The sequence below is a fragment of the Kitasatospora sp. NPDC088346 genome (assembly GCF_044740765.1).
Lineage (GTDB): Bacteria > Actinomycetota > Actinomycetes > Streptomycetales > Streptomycetaceae > Kitasatospora.
In genome coordinates, this window is record NZ_JBIURH010000021.1 from 98,079 (window position 1) to 117,329 (window position 19,251).

21 protein-coding genes and 3 pseudogenes are annotated in these 19,251 nt (G+C 72.0%); 9 read left to right on the forward strand and 15 right to left on the reverse strand.

What is annotated here, in order from left to right:
• Nucleotides 1-300: 300 nt before the first annotated feature.
• A complete protein-coding gene (locus ACIOFR_RS24955; protein WP_401000925.1) occupies nt 301-978 on the forward strand; it encodes a CBS domain-containing protein in 678 nt (225 codons plus the stop codon).
• A gap of 59 nt (nt 979-1,037) precedes the next feature.
• On the opposite strand, the gene ACIOFR_RS24960 is transcribed toward ACIOFR_RS24955, so the two are convergent.
• From ACIOFR_RS24960 to ACIOFR_RS25000, 9 genes are all read right to left on the reverse strand, one after another.
• The gene (locus ACIOFR_RS24960; RefSeq protein ID WP_401000927.1) at nt 1,038-1,571 is read right to left on the reverse strand and encodes a flavodoxin family protein; all 534 of its coding nucleotides are present in this window, start codon (nt 1,569-1,571) and stop codon (nt 1,038-1,040) included.
• A gap of 68 nt (nt 1,572-1,639) precedes the next feature.
• Nucleotides 1,640-2,545, reverse strand: coding sequence for a universal stress protein (locus ACIOFR_RS24965; RefSeq protein ID WP_401000929.1), 906 nt, complete (start codon nt 2,543-2,545; stop codon nt 1,640-1,642).
• Nucleotides 2,546-2,558: 13 nt separating this feature from the next.
• Nucleotides 2,559-3,005, reverse strand: a complete 447-nt coding sequence (locus tag ACIOFR_RS24970; RefSeq protein WP_401000931.1) for a universal stress protein — start codon at nt 3,003-3,005, stop codon at nt 2,559-2,561.
• A complete protein-coding gene (locus ACIOFR_RS24975; RefSeq protein WP_401000933.1) occupies nt 2,989-3,180 on the reverse strand; it encodes a hypothetical protein in 192 nt (63 codons plus the stop codon). Before ACIOFR_RS24975 ends, ACIOFR_RS24970 begins: the two co-directional genes overlap by 17 nt.
• Complete coding sequence (locus ACIOFR_RS24980; protein ID WP_401000936.1) at nt 3,174-4,190, reverse strand: Acg family FMN-binding oxidoreductase; 1,017 nt, start codon at nt 4,188-4,190, stop codon at nt 3,174-3,176. The genes ACIOFR_RS24975 and ACIOFR_RS24980 overlap by 7 nt, the downstream gene beginning before the upstream one ends.
• 56 nt (nt 4,191-4,246) lie before the next feature.
• Nucleotides 4,247-4,528 carry a DUF1876 domain-containing protein gene (locus tag ACIOFR_RS24985; RefSeq protein ID WP_401000938.1) on the reverse strand — a complete coding sequence of 94 codons (282 nt, stop codon included), beginning with the start codon at nt 4,526-4,528 and terminating at the stop codon, nt 4,247-4,249.
• Nucleotides 4,529-4,752: 224 nt separating this feature from the next.
• Nucleotides 4,753-5,196: a universal stress protein gene (locus ACIOFR_RS24990; protein ID WP_401000941.1), complete on the reverse strand. Its 444-nt coding sequence runs from the start codon at nt 5,194-5,196 to the stop codon at nt 4,753-4,755.
• An 82-nt stretch (nt 5,197-5,278) separates the two neighbouring features.
• On the reverse strand, nt 5,279-5,989 hold the full coding sequence (locus ACIOFR_RS24995; RefSeq protein WP_401000944.1) for a CBS domain-containing protein: 711 nt from the start codon (nt 5,987-5,989) through the stop codon (nt 5,279-5,281).
• A gap of 111 nt (nt 5,990-6,100) precedes the next feature.
• A complete protein-coding gene (locus ACIOFR_RS25000; protein ID WP_401000946.1) occupies nt 6,101-6,328 on the reverse strand; it encodes a hypothetical protein in 228 nt (75 codons plus the stop codon).
• Nucleotides 6,329-6,748: 420 nt separating this feature from the next.
• Here ACIOFR_RS25000 and ACIOFR_RS25005 point away from each other — a divergent pair.
• Nucleotides 6,749-7,675 (forward strand): annotated as a pseudogene (locus ACIOFR_RS25005) (4Fe-4S dicluster domain-containing protein); the annotation flags it as partial.
• A 124-nt stretch (nt 7,676-7,799) separates the two neighbouring features.
• Nucleotides 7,800-8,018 carry a hypothetical protein gene (locus ACIOFR_RS25010; protein WP_401000948.1) on the forward strand — a complete coding sequence of 73 codons (219 nt, stop codon included), beginning with the start codon at nt 7,800-7,802 and terminating at the stop codon, nt 8,016-8,018.
• On the opposite strand, the gene ACIOFR_RS25015 is transcribed toward ACIOFR_RS25010, so the two are convergent.
• Together ACIOFR_RS25015 and ACIOFR_RS25020 are read right to left on the reverse strand one after the other, a co-directional pair.
• Nucleotides 7,998-10,997 (reverse strand): cation-translocating P-type ATPase, encoded by a 3,000-nt coding sequence (locus ACIOFR_RS25015; protein WP_401000951.1) that lies wholly within the window; start codon nt 10,995-10,997, stop codon nt 7,998-8,000. The two genes, ACIOFR_RS25010 and ACIOFR_RS25015, sit on opposite strands and share 21 nt — an antisense overlap.
• Nucleotides 10,994-11,872, reverse strand: coding sequence for a universal stress protein (locus ACIOFR_RS25020; protein WP_401000954.1), 879 nt, complete (start codon nt 11,870-11,872; stop codon nt 10,994-10,996). Before ACIOFR_RS25020 ends, ACIOFR_RS25015 begins: the two co-directional genes overlap by 4 nt.
• A 223-nt stretch (nt 11,873-12,095) precedes the next feature.
• Between ACIOFR_RS25020 and ACIOFR_RS25025 the strand changes: the two genes are divergently transcribed.
• Complete coding sequence (locus ACIOFR_RS25025; RefSeq protein ID WP_401000956.1) at nt 12,096-12,533, forward strand: universal stress protein; 438 nt, start codon at nt 12,096-12,098, stop codon at nt 12,531-12,533.
• Between the two features lie 485 nt (nt 12,534-13,018).
• On the opposite strand, the gene ACIOFR_RS25030 is transcribed toward ACIOFR_RS25025, so the two are convergent.
• Nucleotides 13,019-13,303 carry a CBS domain-containing protein gene (locus ACIOFR_RS25030; protein WP_401000979.1) on the reverse strand — a complete coding sequence of 95 codons (285 nt, stop codon included), beginning with the start codon at nt 13,301-13,303 and terminating at the stop codon, nt 13,019-13,021.
• Between the two features lie 315 nt (nt 13,304-13,618).
• Between ACIOFR_RS25030 and ACIOFR_RS25035 the strand changes: the two genes are divergently transcribed.
• From ACIOFR_RS25035 to ACIOFR_RS25050, 4 genes and pseudogenes are all read left to right on the forward strand, one after another.
• A complete protein-coding gene (locus ACIOFR_RS25035; RefSeq protein WP_401000958.1) occupies nt 13,619-14,065 on the forward strand; it encodes an avidin/streptavidin family protein in 447 nt (148 codons plus the stop codon).
• A gap of 95 nt (nt 14,066-14,160) precedes the next feature.
• Nucleotides 14,161-14,565: a universal stress protein gene (locus ACIOFR_RS25040; protein WP_401000960.1), complete on the forward strand. Its 405-nt coding sequence runs from the start codon at nt 14,161-14,163 to the stop codon at nt 14,563-14,565.
• A gap of 111 nt (nt 14,566-14,676) precedes the next feature.
• Nucleotides 14,677-14,946, forward strand: a complete 270-nt coding sequence (locus tag ACIOFR_RS25045; RefSeq protein WP_401000963.1) for a CBS domain-containing protein — start codon at nt 14,677-14,679, stop codon at nt 14,944-14,946.
• Nucleotides 14,946-15,245: pseudogene (locus ACIOFR_RS25050) on the forward strand (CBS domain-containing protein); the annotation flags it as partial. The gene ACIOFR_RS25045 and the pseudogene ACIOFR_RS25050, both read left to right, overlap by 1 nt.
• Before the next feature lie 21 nt (nt 15,246-15,266).
• On the opposite strand, the gene ACIOFR_RS25055 reads toward ACIOFR_RS25050, so the two are convergent.
• The gene (locus ACIOFR_RS25055; protein ID WP_401000981.1) at nt 15,267-15,881 is read right to left on the reverse strand and encodes a hypothetical protein; all 615 of its coding nucleotides are present in this window, start codon (nt 15,879-15,881) and stop codon (nt 15,267-15,269) included.
• A gap of 71 nt (nt 15,882-15,952) precedes the next feature.
• Here ACIOFR_RS25055 and ACIOFR_RS25060 point away from each other — a divergent pair, with 71 nt between their 5' ends.
• Nucleotides 15,953-16,972: an ATP-binding protein gene (locus ACIOFR_RS25060; RefSeq protein WP_401000984.1), complete on the forward strand. Its 1,020-nt coding sequence runs from the start codon at nt 15,953-15,955 to the stop codon at nt 16,970-16,972.
• 145 nt (nt 16,973-17,117) lie between these two features.
• On the opposite strand, the gene ACIOFR_RS25065 is transcribed toward ACIOFR_RS25060, so the two are convergent.
• Both ACIOFR_RS25065 and ACIOFR_RS25070 read right to left on the reverse strand, forming a co-directional pair.
• Nucleotides 17,118-18,071 carry a 1-phosphofructokinase family hexose kinase gene (locus ACIOFR_RS25065; RefSeq protein WP_401000965.1) on the reverse strand — a complete coding sequence of 318 codons (954 nt, stop codon included), beginning with the start codon at nt 18,069-18,071 and terminating at the stop codon, nt 17,118-17,120.
• A 538-nt stretch (nt 18,072-18,609) separates the two neighbouring features.
• Nucleotides 18,610-18,885 (reverse strand): annotated as a pseudogene (locus ACIOFR_RS25070) (transposase); the annotation flags it as partial.
• Between the last annotated feature and the right edge of the window lie 366 nt (nt 18,886-19,251).

The following is a 19,251-nucleotide window of genomic DNA, read 5'->3' on the forward strand; positions in this document are numbered from 1 at the left end:
GTCCCGGGACGGTGGCCCCCTCGGCCCTTCGCCACCACGCGCCGGACCGGGATGGTTGAGGCACCGACACGACAGGAACCCGAGGCACCGCCGTCCAGGCGGTGGTCTGCCACCAGCGCCCCGTCGCCACCGGACGGACCGTGCCGTTCAGGGCCGGCGAGAGCCGTGCCGAGGTCACCGCCGTGATGCGTGCCCGGGCCGCACCCGGTGTGACGGCACCTCGGATCTGCCCGGAGTCTCCGCCCCCGGGCGGCCCCGCGCCGGGGCGCCCCGACCCACCACCCGAAAGGAAGTCCGACGATGCGACACCGGATCGTGGGAGAACTGATGACCTCCGCCGTCGTCCACGTGACGCCCGACACCGGCTTCAAGGAGATCGCCGCACTCCTCGCCGAGCACGACATCTCCGCGGTCCCGGTCCTCGACGACCAGGACCGGCCGCTGGGCCTGGTCTCCGAGGCCGATCTGCTCGTCAACCAGGCGGCCGAGGAGGACCCTTCCGGTCTGCTGCTCACCCCGCGGCTCACGCCCGCGGACCGGGCCAGGAGCAGGGCCACGACCGCCGAGGGGCTCATGACCCGCCCGGCCGTGTGCGCCCGGCCCGAGTGGACCGTGGTGGAGGCCGCCCGCCTCATGCAGCGCAAGCACCTCAAGCGGCTCCCGGTGACCGACGAGGCGGGCCGTCTGGTCGGCATCGTGAGCCGCAGCGACCTGCTCCGCGTCTTCCTGCGCCAGGACCGGGCGATCCGTGAGGAGATCCGGGGCGACGTCCTCGCCCGGACGCTCGGCCTCTTCCCGGACGCGCTCGACGTCGAGGTGCACGAGGGCCGGGTGACGCTCGCCGGAACGGTCGAACACCGGAACCTGCTCCCGGTCGTGGAGCGGCTGTGCCGTGGCGTGGACGGCGTGGTCGCGGTCACCAGCCACCTCGGCCACCGCCCCGACGGGCACCCCGCCGGGAACAGTTCTGCCGCGTAGCCGGGGTAGACCCGGCCGCGCCACCGGTCATGCTGGGCCCACGAGGCCCGGGGGCGCGCTCAGGCCAGCGACGCGCCCCAGACAGCGGCCCGCTCTCGCTCGCCGGCGCGCAGCGGGCCGCCGGTGCTCTCGACGACGAATCCTTCGGGACCGGTCACCAGGTCGTAGCGGTGGCGGGTCAGCCTGCGGGCGATCCCCTGGGCGGCCCCGCCGCTGACCAGCATGTCCGCACGGGTGTCGAAGGCCGCCGCGCGGGTGCCCGGCGGGGCCTGCGGGAGCGAGCGGAACCAGGTGCGCAGCCCCGGGCCGGCGTCGGCTCCCGGGCCGTGCACCCGGGGCTCGTCGCCCACAGGTGCCCCGGCGGCGGCGAACCGGGCCAACCTGCGGCTCGGCCCCGAGCTCATGCCGTACACATGGGTGGGCCCGCCGACCACCAGGAGGTCAGCGCCGGCGATGACGTCCGGCCCAGCCCCGGCCACCGGAACGCAGCTCACCACGGCGTCGGGCCGGGCACCCCGCAGGCCGTCGGCGACCGCCTCGGCGACGGCACGGGTGTTGCCGTACACGCTCTCGTACACGATCACTGCCTGCACGACCACTCACCTCTCGGGGGTCCGGATTCGGTCCGTCCACTGCGCCACGACACCGTCGGTCGGGGGCGTCAGGGTCGTCCCGCCGGGTACGGGACGACGGCGACGGGGCAGGGAGCGTGGTGGATCGCGGCGTGCGCCACCGGGCCGAGGCGCGGGCCGGCCGACGCACGCCGGGTGCGGCGGCCGATCACCAACAACCCGGCCTGCGCGGCCGCTGCCAGGAGCGTGGGGGCGGCGCTGCCCGGCGTCACCTCCCCGACCACTTCCACCTGCGGGTACCGTTCCCGTACGGGCCCCAACGCGTCCGCGAGCGACCGGCGTTCTACCGCAGACAGATCCCTTGCCAGGGAGCGGGCCGCCACCGCGGCCAGGTGCTCGCTGCCGTGCGGCGGAGCCCAGGCGTGCACGACCCGCAGCGGTGCCGACCGCAGCGCGGCGCTCCGGAAGGCGAACGCCACCGGCTCGTCGCAGCGGTGGCGGAGGTCCAGTCCGAGGACGACCTCCCGAAGCGGGGTAACGGCCGAAGGTTCCCCGCCGGCCGCCGGGAGGTGCTCGGCCGGCGCGGTGTCGTCCGCGCGCACCAGCACCACCGGGCAGCCGGCCCGGCCGAGCACCTCCTGGCTCACCGAGCCGATCAGGAACCCCCGGAACGGGCCGAGGCCGCGCGAGCCGAGCACCAGCATCGTCGCCGCCCTCCCGGCGGCCTCCAGCACGGCGGGTGCGGCGTCCGGAACATGGACGGCACGCACCTCGATCCCCGGCAGCGCCGCCCGGAGTCCGGTCTCCCGCTCGGCCAGCCGCTGCCGGCCCCACCGCTCGGCCTCCTCGCTCCCGAGGACGTGGGGCTGCGTCCACGGCCAGGCCTGCACCAATTCCAGGGGCAGCCGGCACCGCAGGGCCTCGCGGGCCGCCCAGTCGGCAGCGGCCAGGCTCTCCGGTGATCCGTCGAATCCGACGACGATCGGTCCGTCCACGGTGCTCCGTCCGTCAGGTGCCAGTGGTGCGCACGACGACCACGGGACAGGGCGCGTGTTCCACGCAGTGCCGGCTCACCGATCCGAGCAGGGTGCCGGTGAAACCGCCCAGGCCCCTGGTCCCGACCACCAGCAGATGCGCCCCGTGGGCGGCCCGCAGCAGGACGTCCGCCGGGTGGCCGTACTCGGTCCGCTGCCGGACCGGGACCGGCGACGTGGCCGCGTCCTGCTCCTGCCTCACGGTGTCGGCGAGCGTCAGGCGGGCCGCCTCCTCGATCTGCGGTCCCGGGATCGTCAGCCCCCAGCCGCTCAGCGGCGGGAAGTCCCACGCGGTCACGGCCTCGACCGCGGCACCTTCGAGCCTCGCCTGCGCCAGGGCCCAGCGCAGCGCCGCCCGGGAGGAGGGCGAGCCGTCGACGCCGACCACGATGGTCTGTCCACGCTCAGGCGTGCCTGCCATGGTGAACCTCCTTGCTCCGGCGCTGCGCCGGGTGGGTCATGGAGCGGTGCCCGACCTCGACCCCGACCACTGGCGGGCCCGCACCCTGCACCCGGTCGGGGACCTCCTCCGCGATGTCCCGCAGGATCGCCGGGCCGTCGCGGAAGAACTCCTCGCCGGTGAAGTGCGTCAGCACGCGGACTCTCCGCGCGCGGCGGGCTGCCGGTAGCCGGTCAGGTCGAGGATCTCCTCGACCGGCCGGCGCGGGGTGGCGGGTCCGGGCGGCCCGTAGCCGAGACGCAGGACGAGCTGGACGTGGCCGATGCCGTCGTCCGGGTCGCGCAGGCCCCAGCGCGTGTCGGGCCACTCGACGGCCTGGTGCAGGACGGAGACGCGCAGGCCGTCGGCCGTCGCCGTCAGCCAGACGCGCTGCAGGGCCTGGCCGGCGCGGAGCCAGTCCGCCGGCCCGTCGCCGTGGGTGGTGAGCGTGGCCAGCTGGGGCAGCGCCTCGAAGCGCTGGGACGGGGTGGTGGTCGGCGTCCCGTGGGTGAAGGCACGCACAGGCACCCGGGCGTCGTGGTCCTGCGGACCGAGGGCGGCGAACGGAATCCCGTCCTCGGCCGGCTCGTCCAGGCGCAGCCAGCTCCGGGTCTCGGCCATCCGCGCCAGGTCGGCTCCGGTGCGGCGTTCGGCGTCGGCGGTCAGGGCGAGCACCCGGCGCACCCCGTCCTCCTCCAGCGATGCGAGCACCGCGCCTTCGCCGAGAGCCGCCGCCGTCAGCTCACCGATGACTGCCTCGGGCACGTCGCGATTGGCGAAGGGCTGGCGGCTGGAGTGGCGCCGCCCGATCGCCTCGTAGAGGTCCCGTCCGTACGGAGACGGCGCGGGAGTCGGGCCGGAGAGGCGGACCGTGGCCGCCAGCCTCGGCTCATCCGGGTCGGGCAGCAGCCGCACCTCCGGGTCCCGGCCGAGCCGGAGTCCGGCGACTCGCAGGTTGAACAGGGCGGCGCCCACCGAGATGTGCAGCGCCCGGCCGTCCGGATCGATCAGCGGTAGGGCGCGCTCCGGGTCGCTGTGGACCCGAACGCCGGGGGAGTCGGGCATCGGGGCGAACCGCCACGGCTGGCTGTTGTGCAGGGAGGGCGCCGCGCTCGCCGCGGCGGCCAGGAACCGCAGCTGTTCCAGGGTCAGGGCTTGCTCGGACATGGCGGACAGCTCCCCCTTCCGATTCCCCCGTCCAGGGGCGGACGGCCGACACGGTGTCACGTGTGCGAGTCGGGGTCGAATGCGGCGGCGTCGGTGGTTCCCGCGCGCAGCAGTTGGTGGCCGAGGTCGACCAGGGCGCGTCCGGCCGCGAACTCGTCCCCGATCTCGGGGACGGCAGGGTCGTGCGGGCCGCGCCGTGCGGAGCCCCGGCTGCGAAGGGTGTTGTCACCCGTGTCGAGGACGACGTGCGCCGTGGTGATGTCGTCCTCCTCGAACAGTTGCAGGTGCAGCGTCCACTGCTTGGTCCGGCGTTGCTCGGTGCTTTCGCTGGCGGTCATGGCCGGTCCATCCCTCTCGGTCGGCGCGCCGGACCGCCGCGCAGGCGTCGGCCCCGTCCCGTTGTTCCATCCCGTCTCCATGCTGCCCCGCACCGGACAGCCGGGCATGGGCCCACTGGCCCCATTCGCAGGCCGGACGGTCCGTCCCGGCGGTGTCTCCGCGCTCGCGCCGGGGCTGCCCGCCGTCTCCCCGGAGGTGACATCGGCACCCCGAGCCCGGCCGGTCACTCCGCGTTGTCGCGGACCACGACGACCGGGCAGGACGCGTGCTGCGCGCAGTAGTGGCTCACCGACCCCAGGAGAGCGCCGGCGAACCCGCCGTGACCGCGGCTGCCCACGACGAGCAACTCGGCTCCCTGCGAGTGCTCCACCAGCACTTCGGCGGCGTTGCCCAGCACGGCCGTCCGGCGCACCTCGACCGGCCGGACATCCCCGAGGGCATGGGCGATCGCCTGGTCCAGTACCTTCTCGGCGACGTGGCCGAGCTCCCGGTCCACTGACATCGGAGCCCGGCCGTACATCGGCGGGAGAAGCCAGCGGATCACAGCATCCACTGTGTGACCTGTCAGGCCGGCCTGGGCGACTGCCCACCGCAGTGCCTGTTCGGACGACGGAGAGCCGTCCACGCCGACGATGATCCAGTGTGTTGGCGGGGCGACGCGGTCCATTCGTGCCTCGTTCTCTCGGCCAGCACGGGGGCATCGGCCGTATGCGCACGTGCCGACATTGTGTGAGGCGTCCGGACCGCCGTCAGCCGTGGCGGGCACGGGAGCCGAGGCCCTCGTGGACGCCGGGCTGCAGGCGGGCTCCGGTGTCGTCGCGGAGCGGGTCGATCATCCGGTGGACGCAGACCACACCGTCGATGGAGGCGCAGAGATGTTCGATCACGGGGACCAGGTCCTGCCGTTCCACTCTCCCGGAAAGGGTGACGACACCGTCCTGGACAGTGACCTGCACCGTGCCGGGGGCGAGGTTCAGGGTTCGGTCCGGAATTTCACGGCTGATCTTCTCGCGGATGGCCGTGTCATTTCGAAGAAAGAGCCGGAGGAGGTCGGAGCGGCTGACGATGCCGGTGAGCCGTTCGGTCTCGTCGACGACCGGGAGGCGCTTGATCCTCTCGCGGTCCGTCGTCCGGGCGGCTTCGACGACGCTCCATCCGGGGCGCGCACAGATGGCCGGGCTGGTCATCAGGCTGTCCGCGGTCTCCGCCTCGGTCGAACTGCTGTCGTCAGGCTGCCCTTGCAGGGGGCCGGCGTGGCCTTGGGGATCGGGGAGGCGCGCCTGCCTACGGAGCAGGTCCGCCTCCGAGACCACGCCGAGTGGATGGTCCCGGTCGTCCACGACCGGGACGGCGGTGATGCCGTTTCGCTCGAAGAGCTCGGCGATCTCCTTGAAGGGGGTGCCGGGCAGTGATGTGACGACCCCGCGGGTCATCACATCACTGACGGTGGGGTGCTGCATGGTCCTCACTCCTGCGCCGAAGTTCGTCCTGCTCCCACTGTCCACCCGCCCCAGTGGCTCGGACAGGGCCGGGCGGGCCCCATCCGGACGGCTGTCGGCGCACCCGGAGCCTCACGCGCCGCCGATGGCGCCGTGGCGGTCCGCGATCTGCTCCGCGATCTCGTCGGCGAGGCTATTCACGGCGGCCTCCACCGGCGCCGACAGGCCCGTGCCGCGGGAGCAGTCGGCTCCGTCCACGGCGTAGACGACCAGGAGGGCCGGCAGGCGGCCCAGCTCACGGGCGAGCTCCACGGTGTCGGCCAGGCCGAGCCCGTGGGAGCTCGTCGCGGCGTCCGCCACCGCGAGCCGCCCGCCGTCCAGCTCCAGGCGGGCACCCGGCCGGGTCGCCCGGGGTGGGGGTGCGCTGCGTTCACGACGATGGCGAGGTCAGTGCTCTCCCAGTGGGAGAGGCGCCGGGCGGGGGCGCCGTCGCACGCGTCATGAGGGTGGCCCAGCCCGGCGAGGGGGCCAAACGGAGGCGCTCCGACAGCCGCGTGACGACGGCCCAATCGACGCCGTCGTCATGCCGGTACTCGTTGCCGACACCGATCACGGTGATCCGCGCAGTGGTGTTCACCCGGCCGGCCCTTCGCGGCCGCCGGGGCCGCCAAGTTCCCCAGGTCCCGCAGGTGCCCGTACGAGAAGCGGGCAGCGCCACTTGGACCACAGCGGCACGGTCGGTCCGTACCCGGCGCCGCCGCACTCCCCATACTGGGCCGCTGGAAGACCTTCCTGCACCCGCCCCGGGTCCGGGAGTGGAGCGCCGACCGCACCGCCGACGGTGACCTGGTGGTGACCGAGGACGACAGCACGCCCCCGTCGTACGCGTTCCTCGGGGTGCGCCCCTGCGACCTGCGGGCCATCGCGATCCAGGACCGGGTGCTCACCGGCGGCCGGTACACCGACCCGTCCTACCGGGGACGCCGCGAACGGGCCTTCCTGGTGGCGGTGGAGTGCACCGACCCCGGTGCCACCTGCTTCTGCGTGTCCATGGGGACCGGGCCGGCCGCGGGACCGGGGTACGACCTGGCGCTGACCGAGGTGGTGGACGCCGGTGTGGACGCCGGTGGCCATCGCTTCCTGGTCCGCGCGGGGAGCGAGGAGGGCGCGTCGGTGCTGGCCGAGCTCCCGCGGCGCCCCGCCGATGCCGGGACCGAGGCCGCCGCCCGCGACCGGGTCGCGGACGCCGCGGACCGGATGGGCCGCAGCATGCCACCGGTGGACCTGCGGGCGCTGATGCGCGAGACCCTCACCGCCGAGCGCTGGGACGACGTCGCCGCCCGCTGCCTGACCTGCGGCAACTGCACCATGGTCTGCCCGACCTGCTTCTGCACCTCGGCGGAGGACGTCACGGACCTGACCGGTGACCACGCCGAGCGCTGGCGGCGCTGGGAGTCCTGCTTCGACCTCGACTTCACCCACCTGCCACCCGGCCCGGTCCGGCAGTCGCCGCGCAGTCGCTACCGCCAGTGGGCCACCCACAAGCTCGGCACCTGGTTCGACCAGTTCGGCAGCTCGGGATGCGTCGGCTGCGGCCGCTGCATCGTGTGGTGCCCCGTCGGCATCGACATCACCGAGGAGGCCCACGCGCTCGACCGGGGGAGGGCCGGCGGGCCCCGGACGGCCGGGGAGGCGGACCCGTCGTGACCGCACCGCAGCACGGCTTCCTCACCGCCCTGGCACCGGCCCACCGCGACCGGCTGGCCGCGCTCGCCCGCCACGGGGTGACGAAGCACCCCGCCGCCTGCTGTACCACCGCTACACCCTCGACGTGCACGGAACCGTCAGCGAGGCGGTGCTGGTCCCCCCGACCGCCCAGAACCAGGACGCGATCGAGGAGGACCTCCGCCGAAGGGTGCAGGACCACCTGAGGGCGGGGGAGCCGACCGACGCCGAGCTGACCACGGTGTGCGAACGGGCCATCCGAAACCACGACCCGTGCATCGCCTGTTCCACCCACTCCTGGACCTCACCGTCGACCGGACCGTGAGTAGCGGCTGACCGTTCCGCTTCCCGGGGCCTGCCGGCCTCGTGAGGGTGGCAGGCGCCCGTGCTCGGCGGCCACCCGGTGGGCATGGGAGACGATCTCCTCCGCGGCATGCTCGGTGACGCCGAGCGCGTGGTGGAGCTGGCGGGCGCTCCAGCCGTGGCGTGCCAGCAGGACGGCGACCGGATGGTGCGCCGAAAGCGTGACGGGGCCATGTGCCGGGGCGGGTGCGATGCCCGCAGGCCTCGCGGGAGCGGCCCTGCGGCGACGCACCAGAGCCCTGCGCAGTTCGTCGGCGCCCCAGACGACGAAGGGGAAGGGTGCCACGACAGCCAGTTGAGCGGGGCCGAGCGCCGCGGTGCCGAACACGTGGTGCAACAGAGGGACGTAGACGATTGTGGCGGCGAAGGCGAGCGAGAAGCCGATGCCGACGAGCAACTGCCGGTTGCTCAGGACCCCGACGGAGCGCAGCGAGGCGCGCTCGGTGCGGGCGGCGAAGGCGGTGCCGATCTGGCAGGTGACGATGCCGAGCCAGGTGACCGTGGTCGCTTGCTGGTACGTCAGGTGCAGGGCGGTGCCGGGGCCGGTCGGGTCGCCGGGGTGCCAGCCGCCGAGGGTCAGGGTGAGCAGGAAACCGCCCATCACGAGGCAGGCCGAGATCAGACCGAGGAAGCCCCAGGCCCGGGCCAGCATCGAACGCTGGATCACTTTCTCGTCGCGCGGGCGAGGCGGCCGGTCCATCAGGCCGGGTTCGGCGCGTTCGCGGCCGAGCGCGAGCGCAGGGAGGGTGTCGGTGCCGAGGTCGACGGCGAGGATCTGCATCACAGTGAGCGGGAGCGGGATGGCGCCGCCCGCGAGGGCGAAGATCAGGAACGGGACGACCTCGGGGACGGCGTGGGCGAAGATGTAGACGATGAACTTGCGGATGTTGTCATAGGTCCGACGGCCGGCCTCGACGGCCGCGATGATCGTGGCGAAGTTGTCGTCCGTGAGCACCATGGTGGCGGCCTCACGGGCGACATCGGTGCCGGAGCGGCCCATGGCGACGCCGATGTCGGCTCGCCGCAGGGCGGGTGCGTCGTTCACGCCGTCGCCGGTCATCGCGACGGTGCGGCCCTCGGCGCGCAGGGCGTCCGCGATCCGGAGTTTGGCCTCGGGGGAGGTACGGGCGAAGATCACCTCTTCACCGCGGGCGAGCAGCACGTCCAGTTCCCGATCGCCCATGGCCGTCAGTTCGGTGCCGGTGACGATCCGGGAGCCGCGGTTGCCGATGCCGACCTTGGCGGCGATGGCCGCGGCGGTCAGGCCGTTGTCGCCGGTGACGACGTGGACGGTGATCCCGGCGCGGTGAGCGAGGGCGATCGCGCCGGCGACCTCGGGCCGGGCGGGGTCGGCCATCGCGATCAGGCCGATCAGGCAGAGGTTCTGCTCGGCCTCCTCACGCCGGTCGGGTGGCGCTTGGTCAGGCGGGAGGGGCCGCAGAGCCACGGCGAGCACCCGCAGGCCCCGGGCGGCGAGAGTACCGACGGCATTGACCACCTCTGTCCGGTCGGTCGGCGTGAGAGGCCGCTGCGAACCGTGGTCGAGGAGCAGGTCGGTGCGGGCGAGGACTTCCTCGGGTGCACCCTTGGTGTGCAGGACGGCTGAGCCGTCCTCGGCGTCCGCGGTCGTCATCAGTTTGATGCGGGGATCGAACCGGAACAGCGCCTGCCGGTCGAGGTCGCGCTGTTCAGGCAGGCACGGCACGCCGAGCCGGTCGGCGAGATCGAGCAGGGCAAGTTCGGTGGGGTCGCCGTGGCCGGCGTCCGGGTGGGCCGTGGTGCAGGCTGCTGCCGCCGCGGCGAGCAGCCGGACCTCTGGCGGTGGTTCTGCCGGGCGGTCGACGGCGCTCTCGCCGTGGGGCGTCCAGACGGCCGTGGCGAGCATCCGGTTCTCGGTCAGGGTTCCCGTCTTGTCGGTGCAGACGACCGAGGTGGAGCCGAGGGTCTCGACGGCGGAGAGGCGCTTGACCACGGCTCCGCGCCGGGCCAGGTCGCGGACACCCGAGGCCAGCGACAGGGTGATGGTCGGGAGCAGGCCCTCGGGCACGTTGGCGACGAGCAGCCCGATCGCGAAGCTCACCGCAGCGGCGAGCGACAGCCCGGCGGCGAGGCCGATCGGCAGGAAGGCCAGTCCCACTCCGACCGCCACCAGCGCGATCAGCCGGGCAGCCCGCTTGACCTGGTGCTCCAGCGGGCTCTCCTCGCGCCGGGTGCGCTGGCTCAGCGCCGCGATCCTGCCCAGCTCGGTGTGCATCCCGGTGGCGGTGACCACCGCCTGGGCCTGCCCACCGGTGCAGGCCGTCCCCGAGAACAGCAGGTCGCGGGCGTCCAGCAAGGATCCCTCGACATCCACGAGCTCTGCCGAGCGGAACACCGGCACCGACTCACCCGTCAGTGCCGATAGGTCCACCTCCACGCCGCCGGACAGCAGCCGCGCGTCGGCGGAGATCCGCTCGCCCTCCTCGACCACCAACACGTCCCCGGGGACCAGCGAGGTGGCTGCCACCTCCCGTCGTATCCCCTCGCGGATCACGGTCGCCTGTTCCGGCAGGAATGCGGCAAGCGCCTCCACCGCCCTCTCGGCCTGCTGCTCCTGTGCGAAGGCGAGCGCGGCGTTCAGCAGGATCACGGCCACGATCGCCACGGCGAGCGCGGGTGCCCCGCTGACAGCGGCGAGGACCGCCGCGAGCGAAAGGAGCAGGGCTAGCGGGTGCGTGAATTGCTGTACGAGCTCGCGCGGCCATCGCCGACCGCCGCGCCGGGCCAGGGTGTTGGGGCCGTACACGGCCTGGCGACGGGCCGCTTCGCGTTGCGGCAGACCCTGGCTTGAGGTGCGCAGGTCCCGGAAGAGAAGGGCGACCGGCTCGCGAGGGTCAGGGGCATCGTGGTCGAACTGCTCGGCCACGGCCTGGCGCAGGCTGCCCGGACCGTCGGACCTCATGCGCCCGGGTGGCCGGCCGGCAGGGGCACGGTGACGATCGGGCATGGGGCGTGCTGCAGGAGGCCGTGCGGCACGGAGCCCAGTCGCATGCCGGTGAATCCGCCGTGCCCGCGACGCCCGACCACCACGGCGAGGGCGTGTTTCGATGCCTTGGTAAGTTCCTCCACGGGGTGGCCGCGGATCACCTCGTGGGTCAGTTCGACATCGGGGTACCTGCTGGCATGCCCGGCGGTGGTCTCGGTCAGCAGCCGCCGCAGCGTCTGGACGGCCGTGTGCTCATCGACGCGGGCGATCAGTTGCGACTGCCACACCCAGATGGCCTGCAGGGTGGCTCCCCGCCGGGCCGCAAGGTCGAAGGCGACATCGGTGGCGGCGGCCGACGGCGGGCTGCCGTCCACTCCGACCACGATGTAGGGCGGCTCCTGGGTGATGTGCTCGGGTTCGCGTACGACGATCACCGGGCAGGTAGCCTGGGCGCTGACGGGGACGGCCACCGAGTAGGCGCTGAGGAACTCCTTTGCGCGGGAGAGCCGGCGCGAGCCGAGCACCACGAGCTCGGCCTGCCGCGACTCCCTGCACAGCACCTGACCCGGGTTGCCGTCCACCAGGGTGCTGCTGACCTCCAGGCCGGGGTGCCGCTCGCCCGCGAGGGCTGCGGCCTCGTCGAGCATCTGGCCGCCGTTGTGGTGGAGTTCCTCGCGGTAGCGCTTCTCGAAGCCGCGCAGGTCTGTGGTCAGCTGGGGAACGGCATGGACCAACAGCAACGGCAGTCTTCGCCGATCGGCCTCGTCGGCGGCCCAGGGTGTCGCGAGCTGACCGGGGCCTCGGGCGTCGACACCGAGGACGATCGGACGGCGTCTGCTGGCGGATGCCATGGCTCCTCCACCGGTGATCATGGGTGGCCCACTGATTGCCGTGCTCTATTCGTACCGTAGACGCGCACGGCACGAGGGTGGCAGGGCCGAGCGGCCCAAAGGTGATGGCCGAGTGCTGTGGCCCGGCGACCCCGCCCCCATGACCTCCCGAGGGCTTCGCTGGCGGACCGGGTGGGAGGAGCGCAGCGTGGGAGGTGACCGAAACGAAGTGAGGTGGTTGCGCGTGACCGGGAACGATTCGACCGCCCGTGTCGTGGTGGGCATCGACGGCTCACCCTCGTCACAGGCCGCGCTGCGGTGGGCGGTGCAACAGGCCTCCCTGATGGGCGCGACAGTGGATGTGGTGGGTGCGTGGGAGGCCACTCCGCTCTTCGCGGGCCCGACCGTGGTCGACCCCACGCTCGAGGCGGAGACGGCACGCCGACGGTTCGACCAGGAGATCGCCGGTGCGCTCGGGGACGACCGGCCGGTCGAAGTACGCGAACGCCTGGTGCGCGGCAATGCGGCCGACGTCCTGCTGGAAGCGGCCACCGGTGCCGACCTCCTGGTCGTCGGCAGCCGCGGCCACGGGACCTTCGCCCGTGCCCTGCTCGGCTCGGTGAGCACGCGATGCGCGATGCACGCTTCCTGCCCCGTGGTGATCGTCCGGCCGCCCAGCTGACCGCGCTCAGCTGCCCGCCCCTCGTCCGCGAGTGGCACGAGGGACGAGGTCACCCGTTCGGCCCGGCCGTCGATGTCCGCCCAATCCCGGTGGTCGCCGAACCGTCCGCCCATGACTCGGAACGCCAGGTGACCCGTTAGCGGCCAGTGCTCACGCGCCACGGCATTGGTTCCGGTGCCCGAGCGGCTTTTAATCAGGCCGCAGACATCCGACCACAATCGCGTGACGGCGCTCACGGCGGATGAAAGCGCTGGAAGACGGTGACGGCTTGGAGTCATGTTGCGGTGATGTCGTCGACCACACCGACCACGTCCTCGAGTTCCCAGATCTCATGGACAAGTTTCGCGACCCGAGAGTTGTCCGGGTTGCCCTTGACGAGGGTGATGATGCGAGACCGGATCTCCTCGCGAAGTCACGTACGAGAGCGGTCAGCAGGTTCATCCCTCGCCCCTGGTATCGATCACTGGCAGGCGCTTCAGACGGGATCAGGCTGCGATCCAGGCTGCGTCCGACACCGGCGAGCCGGGGAGGACGGTGACCGCGGGGGACGCCATCAGGGTGGCTGCAGTTTCGCCCCTGCTCCTCTCGTACAGGCGGTGCTCGCGGAGTCTGTTGATCGGACCGTGCGGGCCTGAAGCGGTTTCCACTGCAGCCTTGGCCAGCAGGTCGGACGCCGACACCACACCGAGGACGCGGTCGTCGGCGTCGACGACGGGTACGGCACTGAGGTGTTCTCGTGAAAGAGTCCTGACGAGGTCGACGAACGGCAGGGGTGCTCTTGACCTCTCTCACCCTGACCCTCCGGGTGGGAAGTTCAGCATCCGATTCCGGCGAAGGTGCCACCTCTGTCAAACCGGAGCGCCCCTCTTGAAGCTGCGAATCCGCGGTGGAGGCGACTGCGCTGAGATAGCGGAACAGTGCATTGTGACGCGGTTCCTCATCAGGCCGCCCGGTTCCCGCGCCGAACACAGCACACGGTGCGGCCACGGCCGCCGCCCCCGATCCTGGAGACAAGGAGTGGGAGCGCACGGCACCGTGTTCGCGCCCCGACCACACGCGGGGGAATGGCCCCAGGAGGAAAGCCCATGACTATCGCCGGAGACTGGTACAACGAACTCGGGTCGCACATGCGGCTGGTGGCAAGCCCGTCCGCGGACATCAGCGGGACGTACACGTCGGTGACAGGCCACGCGTCTGGGCAGCACCCGCTCGTCGGGCGCTATGACCCGCCCGCGAAGACCGGGTGCGGAGCGACGGTCGGCTGGACCGTCGTGTGGCAAAACGAGCAGGGCGACGCAGCCTGCGTGACCAGCTGGAGCGGACAGTACTTCGAAGCCAGCGAGCGGATCTGCGCGAGCTGGCTGCTCACGACCTCCACGAGCCCGAACGACATGTGGGAGGCCACTACGGTCGGGCAGGACGTTTTCACCCGCCAGGCGCCCGCCCGCAGTCAGGCCTCGCAGACCGGCCAGTCGCGCGCAGCACCGTTCCGGCCCCGGGGCAGCCGGGCGGGTGGGCTGATGGAGACCTGACGGCGGTCAGCGCGCACTCTCACCGCCGTCATCCGCCAGTGGCCTGGACCGCCCGGCGGCTGACGGCGGAGCACCCGACCTTGCCGGAGACCTCCATGAGCACCAGTCCCGCACACGGATCCCCCGGCCCGGTCGTCGTCGGCACGGACGGCTCGGAATCCGCCCGCCGGGCCATACTCTTCGCCCTCCAAGAAGCACAACGGCGCGGCGTCGCTCTGCGCGCCGTGTCCGCCTACGGCTCCGGCCACGCCGTACAGTCAGGCCTGGAGAGATCCGCCTGGCCCCGCACGAGCGGAGAGCTGCCACCGCATCTGCACGACATCGTGGCGCGTGAGGTCACGGACTCCGTCGAAGAGCTGCGCCGGCAGGTCGGCGAGCCCTTCGTCGAGGTCGAGGTGCACTGCGAGCGTGGGCGCCCCGCCCAGGTTCTGTCGGACGCGAGCCTGCTCCTGCTGGGTACCCGTGGTGCCGGCGTCTGGGGCCGCTCGCGCTCGGCTTGACCAGCACCGAGGTCATCCACCACGCCCACCTCCCCGTCGGCGTGCCGCCCGAACCCCACGCCGCGTCCGCGTGAACCGGCGCGCTCACGAACCCGCACCGGAGGGGAGGCCATGCAGCACAGCACCGTCCAGGCCGTGATGACCCAGGACATCGTCGTCGCCCGCCCCGAGGTCATCTTCAAGGAGATCGCCGGAATGTTCCACCGCAACGACATCACCGCCGTGCCGGTCATCGACAGCGAGAACCACCCGGTCGGCATCGTGTCCGAGGCCGATCTGATGCGGAAGGAAGCCAGCCTCCTGGAGGAGGGCTACTCGATCACCCGCTGGGTCCCCCGCAGCAGCGATACCGCGCCGAGCCGGAGCTCGCCGAGGACATGATGACCAGCCCGGTCATCACCGCGCGCGCCGACTGGACCCTGGTGGAGGCCGCCCGGGCGATGCACCGCAAGAAGCTGAAGCGACTACCCGTGGTCGACGACGAAGGCCGGCTGATCGGCACCGTCAGCCGCAGCGACCTGCTCCAGCCCGTCCTCCGCGACGACGCCTCGATCCGCGCGGAGATCACCCACGCCGTCCTGCTCAACACGCTGTGGCTCCCGGTCGACGCCGTCCGGATCTCGGTCGACGACGGCGTCGTCACCTTGACTGGCACGGTCGAACGCAAGGGCCTCATCCCCATCGTTGAGGGAATGTACCGCTCACTGGACGGTGTAGTCGCCGTCCGCCAAACCCTGAGCTACGAATTCGACGACAGCCACGTCGCCCCCCGGGCAGTCGGCGATGCGCGGCATGATCGGCCCACATCCGGCGCCCCACCACTGAGCGACGCCAACCGGTCCTGGAACGGGCCCCGCCGTTCGGGAAGCAACCGTCACGGCCGGGTACTGGGTCTGAAGGCTGCAGCCGAGGAATGGGCGGGCCCGCTCGTGCGATCCGCCGTCACGACCGTCGACCGGCCCAAGACGCTTTTCGACCGCGAGGACGAGTGGGACGCGCTCGCCGGCTTCACGAGCGATCTCCGGCCCGGGCCATCCATTGGCATGGTGACCGGACCCCACGGCCAGGGCAAGTCGGTTCTCTTGCAGGAACTGGCCCGCACCACCGGCGGCTTCCACTTCGGTGCCCAGGAGGCCGCCGAGGCAAAATCGCTGCGCCGGCTTGCCGACCAGCTCGCCCGCCATACCGGCGAAGGCCCACCGCCCCGCTGGCGGGGCGGTGGCGACGCACTCGACATCCTGCTGGCCCTGGCGACGGACCGGCCGCTTCCGGTCGTCATCGACGGGTTCCCCGAACTCGTACAGCAGAGCCCGCACTGCCGGCCGCCGTCAACAGCGCCTGCCGACGTCTGCGCGACGCGGACCGGCCGAACCGGGCGAGAGTGGTCGTGTGCGGCAGCTCCATGCGGGTCATGCACCGGCTGCTCGCCGGCGCTCCGGCGACGGCCGACTTCCAGATCGAGATCCGGCGGCTCGACTTCCGGCAGGGCGCCCAGCTGTGGAACATCGACGACCCCTCCTTCGCTCTGCATGTCCACGCTGTCGTCGGTTCGATCCCGGCCTTCCGCCACGACCCGGCGGGCGAGGACACACCCGCGGACCGGCACGACTTCGACGCACGGGTGTGCCAGACCGTCCTCAACCCCCGGCTGCCCCTGTTCTGGAAGGTAGGCCACCTGATCGAGCGGGAGCCGGACGGCTGGGACCGCGCCCTGTGCCACTCCACCCTGGCCGCCACCACCGACGGTTGCGCGGCACCCGGCGCCATCGCCGACTGCCTGCAGCGCCCCGCAACCGACGTACCGAACATCCTGACGCTGCTGGCAGACTGCGGCTTCGTCGAGGGCACGCCGGACGCCTTCCGCCCCGGTGTGACGCGCTACCGCATCGCCGAGCCACTGCTCGCCTTCGACCACGCCGTCATCCGGCCCCACCGCAGCGCACTCGAACGGCAGGCGGCGGCCCCAGAGGTGTGGCGCGCCGTCCGCCCGGTCTTCGACTCGTCCGTCCTGGAACAACGCTTCGCCCAGGTGTGCCGGGAACGGGCGGTCGGCTTCGCTGCCGGGGACACTTTCGGCGCGGCTCCGGCCACGGCCTCTCCCGGCTCCCTCCTGGCGGCCCCTGGGCAGGCGCCGCTCGACGCCGACGTGGTGGTGCGCGGTGAGGCCCACGGCCACCCGGGGACGCTGCTCTCGGTCGGTCTGGCGTGCTGCAACGAGGAGATGGATCTGCACCACCTCCACGAGATCCAGCAGGTCGTCGCCGAACTTGCCGAACGGGGCGAGGACGTCAGCCGTGCCCGGCCCGCCCTCTACAGCGCGGCCGGCTTCAGTCACCGCCTGCGCGCCGCCGAAGCCCGCGGCGAGCTGATCCTGGTCGACCCGGAGCGGCTCTACCGCGGCGCCTAGGACGAGCCGGTGTCACCGGCCCAGCCTCTTCACGCACAACAGACCTTCTGTGCCGCACCGCTCCCCCCCCCGGCATCAGCACGGTGCGCGAGGCGGCCATCACGGATATGGCTTCCCTGGCCGTCCGGCCACGGAAGCCATACGGTCATGAACCGGCTTGAGGTCTTACCCGCACCGCGGGGTAGAGGGCCTCGGCCACCTCTCGATCGAACGGTTCGGTGTCGGGGGTGAGCACCGATGCGGCGGCCACGGCCACCCCGAGGACACAAGCCTCGACGGGATCGTCGCCTGCAGCTAGCCGAAACGTGAGTGCAGCCACCATGGCGTCTCCGGCCCCGGCGTCGCTGAGCGGCTCTCCGGGCAATGGCGGGGCTCGCAACTCGCTGTGGCCGTGGCTGGTGGAACAGAGCGCGCCCAGTTCGCCGAGGGTGGTAACGGCGATCTCAGTCGCTCCTGCGGCGAGTAGGTAATCGTTGACGGCGCGGGCGTCGTCGAAGCTCCGGACGGCCCGGCCTACGAGGCAGGAGGCCTCGTGATTGTTGCACCTCCGCAGAAAGACGCTCTCGTGCAGCGACTCGCGCAGGGCCCGTCCCGAGGTGTCCAGCACCAGCCGGGACCCGGCACCTTCGACCCGGCGGGCGACAGTCGCATAGAAAGCATCGGGCAGGCCGCGGGGCAGACTGCCGCTGGCCACGACGTACGGGTGACTGCCGGCTGCTTGGTCCAGTGCGTCCAGGAGAAGCCTTCCCTCGTCGTTCTCCAGCCGCGGGCCTGGCGGCACGATGTGAAAGCTGCGGCGTGACTCGGTTTCGAATAGCACGAATGCTTCGCGGGTCTCACCCGCGATCCCGAGAGCGAGGTGGTCGACCCCTTCCTCGTCCAGTAACCGGTTCAGGCGCTGGCCGACCTCGCGGCCGGCGGTGTGGACGGCGGTCGCTCGGCCCCCGAGCCGCGCCACGCCCCGGGCGACGTTGATTCCTCCGCCGCCGGCGGCCACGAACCTGATCCGGGCGCGGGTTTTGCCGATGTCCGCCAAGCGGTCGACCTCGCAGCAGATGTCGACGGTGGGGTTCACTGTCAGGGTGAGGATCGAAGGCATGGTCTCCGACAGTGGGTTCCTCCCGCTGCTACCCGCTGCAAGCGGACCGGGCGCTTCAGGTGCGTTCATAGCGGTGACACGGCGGTTGTGATCTCGATCGTCCGTGGATGCTCTCCCAGGTCTTTCGGAGAGAGGCGGCACTTCATGGGAACGTCCTCGAGCGGCGCCCGGAACGAAGGCCACCAGTGCCCACGTCGATGGAGTAGTTCGCCGGCCATCTCGACCTCCTCACGCGGTCACTCCTTCCATCCTGCTGCGCGAGCGCAGGAGGCGCGATCGGGAGCACCCCGCAGCCGCCGGCGCGTGCTCTGGATCCGGACCGTTGATCAGGGGCGCGCCGACCACGCCGGGCAGTTGAGGTGATAGGACAGAGACGAACTGGCCACTCCAGGCCTCGCAACACCCTGCCAGCGGAGAACCCCCGGAAGATCATTTCCTGTCGAAAGTCCCTGGAAACGGCCGCGGCAGACGGTCACGTCCGCGGGAAGTGGTGTGTCGACGGCCACTCGGTGATCCAGTTTCAGGCGAGGCGGTGAGTGCGGTCGGGGAAGATCCCGACGACGTCGGTGCGACGGCGGATCTCCTTGTTCAATCGCTCCTGCGGGTTGTTCGACCAGATCGACTTCCAGACCGTTCGGGGGAACGTGGCTAAAGCCAGCAGGTCCTCACGGGCGCGCTCCAAGTGATCTGCGGCCTTGGGGGATCGCTCGTCGAGAGCGGCGATGACGGTGGCCATCTGCTTGCGTACCGGGTCCGCGTCGGGCTGTTCGAAGATGGTCCGCAGCAAGGTGGCAACCCGGGGCTGGGCTGACCGGCCGGACCGGCAACGGACCGGTCAGCATCGGAGATTCACCGGTTCCGCGTACCCCATGAAAAGGAGATCCCTCATGGCGCTCGATCTCAGCCGATGGGTGCTCGACTCGTCGCGGAAGCCCGGACTTCAGTGGAGCAGGCCACGAGATACCCGGTCATCGTCGGAATCGACGGTACGGACGCCAGTCACGACGCTGTCGACTGAGCCTCAGAGGAGGCCGGTCTGCGGCGTGGCCCGCTGCACATCCTGCACGCCTGGCTCAGCGAGACACTTACTGACTTCGGCTGGTCAGGGTGAGGTTGGGGTGTCGAGGGTCAGGCCGGTGCCGGCTATGAAGCCGTCGAGGGTGTCGGGCCGGTACTGCAG

Bases quoted from the DNA above. Each gene is read 5' to 3' on its own strand.
- ACIOFR_RS24970 (WP_401000931.1), bottom strand. From the start codon at position 3,005: ATGGCAGGCACGCCTGAGCGTGGACAGACCATCGTGGTCGGCGTCGAC.
- ACIOFR_RS24995 (WP_401000944.1), bottom strand. From the start codon at position 5,989: ATGCAGCACCCCACCGTCAGTGATGTGATGACCCGCGGGGTCGTCACA.
- ACIOFR_RS24955 (WP_401000925.1), top strand. From the start codon at position 301: ATGCGACACCGGATCGTGGGAGAACTGATGACCTCCGCCGTCGTCCAC.
- ACIOFR_RS25040 (WP_401000960.1), top strand. From the start codon at position 14,161: ATGAGCACCAGTCCCGCACACGGATCCCCCGGCCCGGTCGTCGTCGGC.
- ACIOFR_RS25035 (WP_401000958.1), top strand. From the start codon at position 13,619: ATGACTATCGCCGGAGACTGGTACAACGAACTCGGGTCGCACATGCGG.
- ACIOFR_RS25015 (WP_401000951.1), bottom strand. From the start codon at position 10,997: ATGAGGTCCGACGGTCCGGGCAGCCTGCGCCAGGCCGTGGCCGAGCAG.
- ACIOFR_RS25045 (WP_401000963.1), top strand. From the start codon at position 14,677: ATGCAGCACAGCACCGTCCAGGCCGTGATGACCCAGGACATCGTCGTC.
- ACIOFR_RS24985 (WP_401000938.1), bottom strand. From the start codon at position 4,528: ATGACCGCCAGCGAAAGCACCGAGCAACGCCGGACCAAGCAGTGGACG.
- ACIOFR_RS24990 (WP_401000941.1), bottom strand. From the start codon at position 5,196: ATGGACCGCGTCGCCCCGCCAACACACTGGATCATCGTCGGCGTGGAC.
- ACIOFR_RS25065 (WP_401000965.1), bottom strand. From the start codon at position 18,071: ATGCCTTCGATCCTCACCCTGACAGTGAACCCCACCGTCGACATCTGC.
- ACIOFR_RS25020 (WP_401000954.1), bottom strand. From the start codon at position 11,872: ATGGCATCCGCCAGCAGACGCCGTCCGATCGTCCTCGGTGTCGACGCC.
- ACIOFR_RS24980 (WP_401000936.1), bottom strand. From the start codon at position 4,190: ATGTCCGAGCAAGCCCTGACCCTGGAACAGCTGCGGTTCCTGGCCGCC.